The sequence below is a fragment of the Streptomyces anatolicus genome, from assembly GCF_019400875.1.
Lineage (GTDB): Bacteria > Actinomycetota > Actinomycetes > Streptomycetales > Streptomycetaceae > Streptomyces > Streptomyces anatolicus.
Genome location: NZ_WMBF01000285.1, coordinates 1 through 8,196, shown reverse-complemented (window position 1 = coordinate 8,196; position 8,196 = coordinate 1). Strand labels below are relative to the sequence as shown.

Here is an 8,196-nt window from a genome sequence, read left to right as displayed (position 1 = left end):
GGCCGGGAGCGCGGGGCTGACCGTCGCCGTCACCACGGAAGGCGCTCTGGCGAAGGGAGGCACCCCCGGGAAGCTTCCGCCGGGCGCGGACCTCGCCGCGTTCCGCATCCTCCAGGAGGCACTGACGAACGTCGTACGGCACTCGGGCTCCCGCCATGCCCGCGTGCTGGTGCGCCACGAGAAGGCGGCGCTGACCCTGCGCGTCGACGACGACGGGCCCGCCACCGGTGCCGACGCGGGCGGCAGCGGCAACGGACTTGCCGGGATGCGGGAGCGCGCCGCGGCGCTGGGTGGCACGATCGAGGCGGGCCCGCGCCCGGGCGGCGGCTTCCGCGTGACCGCCGTACTGCCTCTGAGGACGGGCCGGGGCGGCGAGGCCCGCACGGCACCCCGGGAGGACCAGTGATCCGCGTACTGCTCGCCGACGACCAGTCCCTGGTCAGGGCGGGCTTCAAGGCGCTCCTGGACGCACAGCCCGACATCGCCGTCGTCGGCGAGGCCGCGGACGGCGAACAAGCGGTGCGCGGGGTGCGCGAAGTACGCCCCGACGTCGTCCTGATGGACATCCGCATGCCGCTGCTCGACGGTCTCGCCGCCACCCGCCGGATCACCGGCGAGCCGGGTCTGGACGGCGTGAAGGTGGTCATGCTCACCACCTTCGAACTCGACGAGTACGTCTTCGAGGCGATCCGCTCCGGAGCCTCCGGTTTCCTCGTCAAGGACACCGAGCCCGATGAACTGCTGCGCGCGGTGCGGGCCGTGGTGGAGGGCGACGCGCTGCTCTCACCCGGGGTGACCCGGCGGCTCATCGCCGAGTTCGCGGCCCGCTCCAAGGAGCCCGCGGCGGCCGACGCCCTCGCCGCACTGACCGAGCGGGAGCGGGAGGTCATGGCGCTGGTCGGCATCGGCCTCTCGAACGAGGAGATCGCCCGCCGCCTTGTCGTCAGCCCGCTCACCGCCAAGACGCACGTGAGCCGCACGATGGTGAAGCTGGGCGCCCGCGACCGCGCCCAACTGGTCGTCCTCGCCTACGAGTCGGGCCTGGTCCGTCCCGGCTGGCTGGGCTGAGCGGGGTGCGCGCTCCGGCTGTGGAACTTCCACAGCACGGTGGCCACCCGCACGGCGAACGCCACCGAGGCCAGCGCCACCCCCGCCACCTTGAGCACGCCCACGACGGCGGGCGGCGGGTCGAATGCCAGGAGCGGACCGGCGATCACCACGCCGATGAAGGCGAGGGCGACGACCGCCCCGCTGACGAGCGCGTACCCGATCTCGATGGTGATCGCGTCCCGCTCGGCGGCCGAACGCCGCCCCGAATACCCCGTTGCTGCCATGACGGAAAGTGTCACAGCCGGGTGCCCGGCGGGCAAGGGCCGCCGCCGGGCACCCGGCTCACCTCCGTGGGAGGCTCAGTCGCGGACGGCCACGGGCTCCCGGTCGGCCTCCTCCACCGGCACCGGCACCGACTTGGTGACGACGACCGACTCCGGCGTACGCCGTGTCCGCAGCCCGGTGAGGGTGATGAGGAGCCCGGCCACCGCGATGACGGTCACCACGATCAGGCCCGGCCGGAAGCTGTCGAGGACGGCCTGCGGCGAGGAGTCGTCCGCGTGGGACGAGGCGGTGACCACGGCCGTGACGATCGCGAGGAAGATCGCGCCGCCCACCTGGATCGAGGTGTTGAGCAGCCCGGAGACCATGCCCTGCTCGTCGTCGTCCACGCCGTTGGTGGCCTGGATGTTGAGCGAGGGGAAGACCAGGGCGCACGCGAGGCCGAGCAGGATCATCGACGGCAGCACCACGGCCGCGTACGCGGGAGTGAGGCTGATCCGCAGGAACAGCACGTACGAGGCGACGAGCAGCACGAACCCGGCGACGATCACGCGGGGCGTGCCGAACCGGTCGATCACCGAGCCGACCTTCGTCGACGACAGGGCGACCAGCGCGCCCGCGGGCAGGAAGGCGAGCGCGGTCTCCAGCGCGGACCAGCCGAGCAGCGACTGGAAGTACTGGGTGGCGAGGAACTGGAAGGACACATAGCCGCCGAAGAACGTCATCGCGCCCAGCTGCGCCCGCAGTTGGGGCCCCGAGCGCAGCACGCCGAGCCGGACGAGCGGGCTCGCGGTGCGCAGTTCGATGCGTACGAAGACGGCGAGCAGAACCGCCGCGGCGAGGAACGACAGGAGTGTGCGGGCCGACGCCCAGCCGACCTCGGGGGCTTCCACGACGGTGAAGACGAGGAGCAGCATCGCGGCCGTGCCGGTGACGGCGCCGGGCACGTCGTAGCCGCCCTTGTTCTTCTCGCGGGCGCTGCGCGGGATCAGCTTGACGCCCGCGATCAGCGCGAGCAGCGCGATGGGCGCGGGGAGCAGCATCGTCAGGCGCCAGCTGGCCTCGGTGAGCAGTCCGGAGAGGACCAGGCCCATGGAGAAGCCGGTGGCGGCGCAGGTGGTGTAGATGGTGAGGGCGCGGTTGCGGACCGGGCCCTCGGCGAACGTGGTGGTGATGATGGACAGGCCCGCGGGCGCGGTGAACGCGGCGCTCAGGCCCTTGATGAAGCGGCTCGCGATCAGCAGCGGGCCCGAGTCGACGAAGCCGCCGAGCAGCGAGGCGAGCGCGAAGACGCCGAGCGCGATGAGGAAGACCCGGCGGCGGCCGAGCAGGTCGGCGGCGCGTCCGCCGAGGAGCAGCAGTCCTCCGTAGCCGAGGATGTAGCCGCTGACGACCCACTGGAGGGTCGAGGTGGAGAGGTTCAGTTCGGAGCCGATGGAGGGCAGGGCGACGCCCACCATCGATACGTCGAGGGCGTCGAGGAACATCGCGGCACAGAGCACCAGCAGCGTGCCCCACAGACGCGGGGTCCAGCGCTCCGGGGACGCGGAGACAGCCGTGAGCGGAGAAGTCATGCGCAGTAAGATACATGCGCATGCATTGAGTGCAAGTGCATTTAATTCCGATGCAACAATGAGGCGTTCTCTGCTACCGTGCGATGTCATGGCGGTGGAAACGGCCGAGCAAGGGCTCGTGGATCAATGGCGTGGCATTCTCGCGGTGCATGCGCGCACCCTGTGCGAACTCGACCGTGAACTGCATCCGTACGGCCTCGGGGCGAGCGACTTCGAAGTCCTCGACGTGCTGGCCGAGGGGTCCTCGGACGACGGCGGCTGCACGTTCCGCGTGCAGGAGATCTCGGCCCAGGTCCATCTGAGCCAGAGCGCCCTCTCCCGCCTCATCGGCCGCCTGGACAAGGACGGACTCGTGGAGCGCGGCATGTGCAGCGAGGACCGGCGAGGCGTACGAGTCTCCCTGACCGCAAAGGGGCGCGAACTCCACCGCGAGGTGCGGCCCCTGCAGCGGGCGGTCCTCAAGCGGATGCTCGCCGAGGGCGCCGATGGCCCCGCGTGCGGCGGCCGGCCCTGACTTACCGCATGACGATGGCGGACTTGTGCCGCCACAGCGCCGCGAGCGAACGGTCCCCGCTCACCTCGGGGAACGGCAGCCGGTTCCACAGCGCCAGATAGAGCCGCGCCGCCTGCCCGGACACCTCGCAGTCGGCGGGAGCCGTCACCCCGCGCTCCGCGACCGGCGGACCGTCCGACAGGCGCACGGTCCAACTCCACTCGGCGCCCGCGTCCGTGGCCCGCACCCGCAGCACCCGGGGCACCTCGCTGCGCACCTGGCTCTTCTCGCGGGCGTGGAAGCCGAGCAGCAGCTCCTCGATCCCGTCCACGGCGAAGTCGACGCCCACCGGCGACGGGGTGCCGCCGCGCGCGGACTCGGCGTCCACCCGGTGGACGGTCGTCTCGTTCGCCTGTCGCCGCGCCCAGAAGGCCAGCGGCGAAGGGGCGGGCAGGAACGCCCAGCACTCGACGTCGGGCGGGGTGGAGGTGAGCGTGTCGACCAGCGTGGCGTGCCCCTCGCGGAACCAGTCGAGGAGCGCCGCGCCGTCCAGATCCGGCAGCTGCCCGCCGAGCCGGAACTCGGTGCGCCGCTCCGCGATGAACGCCGCGGCCCAGCGATGCACCATCCCCGTGTGCTTCAGCAGGTCACGCACCTCCCAGTCCGGACAGGTGGGCACCTTGGCGTCGGGCCCGGCCTCCTCGGCGGCCCGGGCCAGCAACTGCCCTTCCTCGCTGACAACTTGAATGTGTCGGGAAATGTCCATGCGGGGATTGTGTCGGACGGAGCGCACTCGAACGGAAGCCTCCGGAATATGTCAGACCGTTTCCGTGGATTCCTTGCGGTTCGGATGCGCTGTGTGCTGCGCGTCCATACGCTCCGTACGATCCTTGGACTCCGTACGCTCCACGCGCTCCGTCCGCCGGGTCGCGAAGCCGATGCACGCGGCGACCCCGGCCAGCACGGCCACGCTCGTCAGGGCCGTGGGCAGCGAGTACCAGTCCGCCATGAACCCGATGAGGGGCGGCCCGACGAGCATGCCGCCGTAGCCGAGCGTCGACGCGGCGGCGACACCGCTCGGACCGGCGAGCGCGCCCGCGCGTTCGACCGCCACGGGGAAGATGTTGGCGAGGCCGAGCCCGGTGACGGCGAAGCCGACGAGGGCGAGGGCCGTGGAGGGGGCGAGCGCCCCGAGCAGCATTCCGGCGCACGCCGTCGCGCCACCGCCGACCACCGTACGGGTCCGGCCGAGCCGTTCCAGGAGCGTGGTGCCCGAGAGGCGGCCGATGGTCATGGCGAAGGCGAAGCAGGAGTAGGCCGCGGCGGCGACGCCCGGGTGCGCGTGCAGATCCTGCTCCAGGTGCAGTGGGCCCCAGTCCGCGATGGCGCCCTCGCCGTACGCCGTGCACAGCGCGATGAGCCCGAAGACGAGGACGAGGCCGCGGGTGCGGCGGTCCATGCCCCGGCCCGCCCGGTCGGCGGGGCCTTCCGGCCGGGCCGGGGCGTGCGCCCGCAGGAGGTCCGCCGCGCCGCGCCGCAGCAGCGCGGGCGCCGTCACCGCGGTGACCGCGAGGCCGAGGACGGTGATGCCGAGCAGATGCGGAGTGGGGGAGAGGTGCCCCGCGACCAGGCCGCCGAGGCCCGCGCCGAGCATGCCGCCCAGGCTGAAGGCCGCGTGGAAGCTGGGCATCACGGGCCGCCGCAGCGCGCTCACCAGGTCGACGGCGGCGCTGTTCATCGCGACGCTGATACCGCCGTACGCGGCTCCGAAGACCAGCAGGACGAGCGAGAGCACCAGGACCGAATCCGTGAGCGGCGGCAGCGCCACGCTCAGCGGGAGCAGCACCCCGCAGGCGACCGTCACGGGCAGGCTGCCGTAGCGCCTGCACAGCTGTCCGGTCAGGGTCATCGTGACGACCGCACCGGCGGAGACGGCGAGCAGGGCGAGCCCGAGCTGGCTCGCCGATGCTCCGGTGCGCTCCTTGATGGCGGGGATGCGGACGACCCATCCGGCGAAGACGAAGCCGTCGAGGGCGAAGAAGACGGTGAGGGCCACCCGCAGGCGGCGGAGGTCGGGGGCGGTGGGCCGCGGCGCTGCGGTCCCGAGTTTGTTTAGTAGCGGCACAAAGTCAGGGTAGGGGTGCGCACCGGCTGCGGACAAGACGGTTTCGGGGAGCGGTGAGGCGTCAGGGGGCTATGAGGCGCGCGAACGGCGAGGCCGCGTACGGATCATGGGAGACTCGCCCTCATGAACGGCAAGGCTGACCCCCGTGCCGAGGGGGAAGTGACCACGCGTACCCGCCTGGAGCGAGGGCGCGGCGCGCTGGGCCCCGCGCTCGAACTGGTGCACACCGGGCGCGCCCCCACCCGTGCCGTGCTCACGTCCGAGCTGGGTGTCACGCGTGCCACGGCGGGCGCTGTCGCCGCCGAGCTGGAAGCGCTCGGTCTGATCCGCATCGACGCGAGGCCGAGCGCGGCGGCGGGTTCGCAGGGCAGGCCCTCGCACCGCCTCTCCGTCGCGGACGAGGGGCCCGTCGTGCTGGCGGCGCAGGTGCACGCCGACGGTTTCCGGGCCGCGCTCGTCGGGCTCGGGGGGCGCGCGGTCGCGACCGCGCCCGGCTGCGAGACCATCGACGCCGACCCCGCGCAGGTCCTCGGCTCCGTGGTCGACGCGGGCGCGCGGCTGCTGCGGGAGACCGGCAGGCGCTGTGTGGGGGCGGGCCTCGCGGTGCCGTCCGCGGTGGCCGAGCCGGAGGGCACCGCCCTCAACCCGCTGCACCTGGCGTGGCCCGCGGGCGCGCAGGTCCGCGAGATCTTCACCGAGTGCGTGCGGGCCGCGGGCATCGAGGGACCGGCCTTCGCCGGCAACGACGTGAACCTCGCCGCGCTCGCCGAGCACCGCCACGGCGCGGGCCGAGGCGCCCGGGACCTGCTGTGCGTGGCGACCGGGCACCGGGGCGTCGGCGGCGCGCTCGTCCTCGACGGCCGCCTGCACACCGGGAGTTCGGGCCTCGCCCTGGAGGTCGGCCACCTCACCGTGAACCCGGAGGGGCGGCCGTGCCACTGCGGGAGCCGGGGCTGCCTGGACGTGGAGACTGACCCCCTCGCCTTCCTGACGGAGTCGGGCCGTGAGCCCGGCCCCGAGGGGCTGCTCGTGCAGGCCCGCAGTCTGCTCCGCGACGCGTATGACGACCCGTCCGTGCGCGCGGCCGCCGAGGCGCTGATCGACCGGCTCGGGCTCGGTCTGGCGGGCCTCGTCAACATCCTCAACCCGGACCGGATCATCCTCGGCGGCCTGCACCGCGCCCTCCTGGAGGCGGACCCCGAGCGGCTTCGGGCCGTCGTCGCGGACCGGAGTCTGTGGGGGCGCAGCGGCAGCGTGCCGATCCTCGCCTGCACACTGGACCACAACAGCCTGGTGGGGGCCGCCGAGCTGGCCTGGCAGCCGGTGCTCGACGACCCCCTGCGCGCGCTGACCTGACTCCTACCTGGAGGCGGTGGCCCTCGCCGCCGCCTCCGCCGCCTCCGCTGCCGGAGCCACGACCACGGCTGCGGCCGCGGCTGTGGCTGTACGCGCTTCGGTGCGGCGGCGCAGTACGTCCGGCAGGAGTGTGCCGAGCCCGAGCGCCGCGAGACCCGCGCCGATCCACAGCGGCGCCCGCAGGCCGAAGGCGTCGATGGCGGAGCCACCGACGGACGTGGCGATGATGATGCCGAGCGTGATGAACGAGGAGTGGACCGTGTTCACCAGCGGCCGCGCGTTGCCGGTGCGCTGGACGCGGGTGACGAGCGCCGGGTTCATGGTGACGCCGACCAGGCCGATGCCCATCATCAACACGACGGCGGGGACGGCCAGTTGGGCGAGGAGCGCGAACCCGACGAGGAAGGCCAGATTCAGCACGAGGCCCACGACGAGCACGGGGAGGGCGCGGCGGTCGGCGAGCCGCCCGACGACCGTGTTGCCGACGACGGTGGCCGCGCCGTACGCGATGAGCAGCAGCGGAACCGTTCCGGTGGAGAAGCCGGTGATCTCGGTGAGGATCGGGTTGAGGTAGCTGAAGGCGGAGAAGGTGGCGCCGATGACGAAGGTGCTTGTGGTGAGGGTGAGCCACAGCCGCGGATCGCGGAAGGCGCCCAGTTCCTCGCGCAGGCCGCCGCCCTCCTCCGATGCGCCGTCGGCACCCGGCACCCCGGCGAGCGTGGCCAGGGCGGCGAGCACGGTCAGGGCGGTGATGGCCCAGAACGCGGCGCGCCAGCCCAGGTGTTCACCGATGACGGTGGAGAGCGGCAGCCCGAGCAGGGTGCCCAGCATCAGCCCGTTGAGCGCCACGGCGACGGCGCGGCCGCGCACTTCGGGCCGGGTGATGCGGGAGGCCAGGGAGATGGAGACGCCGAAGAAGGCCTGTGACGCGATGCCGGTGAGCACGCGGGCCACCAGCATGGTGCGGTAGTCGGGCGCGAGGGCGGCGAGCACATTGCCGACGAGGAAGATGCCGAACAGCAGGATCAGCGCGGACTTCTGACGCATCTTCAGCAGCGCGACCGTCAGAAAGGGGCCACCGAGGGCCATCGCGGCGGCGAAGGCGGTGATGAGATAGCCGATCTCGGGGATCGTGGCATCCAGTCCCTCGGCCATCTGCGGCATCAGGCCTGCGACCACGAATTCGCTGGTCACCATGGCGAAGATGCCAAGGGCCAGTACGTATACGGCGCGGGGCATGGCGGTGTGCTCCTGTCGTTGTTTTAGATAGGTCAGTACAAAACAAGGGCATGGCGAGGCATGGAGGGACGCGGCAA

9 protein-coding genes are annotated in these 8,196 nt (G+C 72.6%); 4 read left to right on the top strand and 5 right to left on the bottom strand.

Annotated elements, in window-relative coordinates; genetic code table 11:
• Both GKQ77_RS22285 and GKQ77_RS22280 read left to right on the top strand, forming a co-directional pair.
• The coding region (locus GKQ77_RS22285; RefSeq protein ID WP_308117749.1) for a sensor histidine kinase at positions 1 to 406 on the top strand (406 nt) is incomplete at its 5' end.
• On the top strand, positions 403 to 1,068 hold the full coding sequence (locus tag GKQ77_RS22280) for a response regulator transcription factor (protein WP_219690705.1): 666 nt from the start codon (positions 403 to 405) through the stop codon (positions 1,066 to 1,068). The genes GKQ77_RS22285 and GKQ77_RS22280, both read left to right, overlap by 4 nt.
• Here GKQ77_RS22280 and GKQ77_RS22275 read toward each other — a convergent pair.
• Both GKQ77_RS22275 and GKQ77_RS22270 read right to left on the bottom strand, forming a co-directional pair.
• Entirely contained in the window at positions 1,029 to 1,334 is a 306-nt protein-coding gene (locus tag GKQ77_RS22275) for a DUF6332 family protein (RefSeq protein ID WP_219690704.1), read from the bottom strand. The two genes, GKQ77_RS22280 and GKQ77_RS22275, sit on opposite strands and share 40 nt — an antisense overlap.
• Positions 1,335 to 1,409: 75 nt before the next feature.
• A complete protein-coding gene (locus GKQ77_RS22270) occupies positions 1,410 to 2,906 on the bottom strand; it encodes an MFS transporter (protein ID WP_219690703.1) in 1,497 nt (498 codons plus the stop codon).
• An 88-nt stretch (positions 2,907 to 2,994) separates the two neighbouring features.
• Between GKQ77_RS22270 and GKQ77_RS22265 the strand changes: the two genes are divergently transcribed.
• Complete coding sequence (locus GKQ77_RS22265; protein ID WP_219690702.1) at positions 2,995 to 3,420, top strand: MarR family winged helix-turn-helix transcriptional regulator; 426 nt, start codon at positions 2,995 to 2,997, stop codon at positions 3,418 to 3,420.
• A gap of 1 nt (position 3,421) precedes the next feature.
• Here the strand turns inward: GKQ77_RS22265 and GKQ77_RS22260 are convergent, their stop codons facing one another.
• Together GKQ77_RS22260 and GKQ77_RS22255 are read right to left on the bottom strand one after the other, a co-directional pair.
• Positions 3,422 to 4,165: a maleylpyruvate isomerase family mycothiol-dependent enzyme gene (locus GKQ77_RS22260; protein ID WP_219690701.1), complete on the bottom strand. Its 744-nt coding sequence runs from the start codon at positions 4,163 to 4,165 to the stop codon at positions 3,422 to 3,424.
• A 51-nt stretch (positions 4,166 to 4,216) separates the two neighbouring features.
• On the bottom strand, positions 4,217 to 5,524 hold the full coding sequence (locus GKQ77_RS22255; protein WP_219690700.1) for an MFS transporter: 1,308 nt from the start codon (positions 5,522 to 5,524) through the stop codon (positions 4,217 to 4,219).
• A 123-nt stretch (positions 5,525 to 5,647) separates the two neighbouring features.
• Between GKQ77_RS22255 and GKQ77_RS22250 the strand changes: the two genes are divergently transcribed.
• Complete coding sequence (locus tag GKQ77_RS22250; RefSeq protein ID WP_219690699.1) at positions 5,648 to 6,880, top strand: ROK family protein; 1,233 nt, start codon at positions 5,648 to 5,650, stop codon at positions 6,878 to 6,880.
• 3 nt (positions 6,881 to 6,883) lie between these two features.
• Here GKQ77_RS22250 and GKQ77_RS22245 read toward each other — a convergent pair whose 3' ends face one another.
• Positions 6,884 to 8,119, bottom strand: coding sequence for an MFS transporter (locus GKQ77_RS22245; RefSeq protein ID WP_219690698.1), 1,236 nt, complete (start codon positions 8,117 to 8,119; stop codon positions 6,884 to 6,886).
• Positions 8,120 to 8,196: the final 77 nt, after the last annotated feature.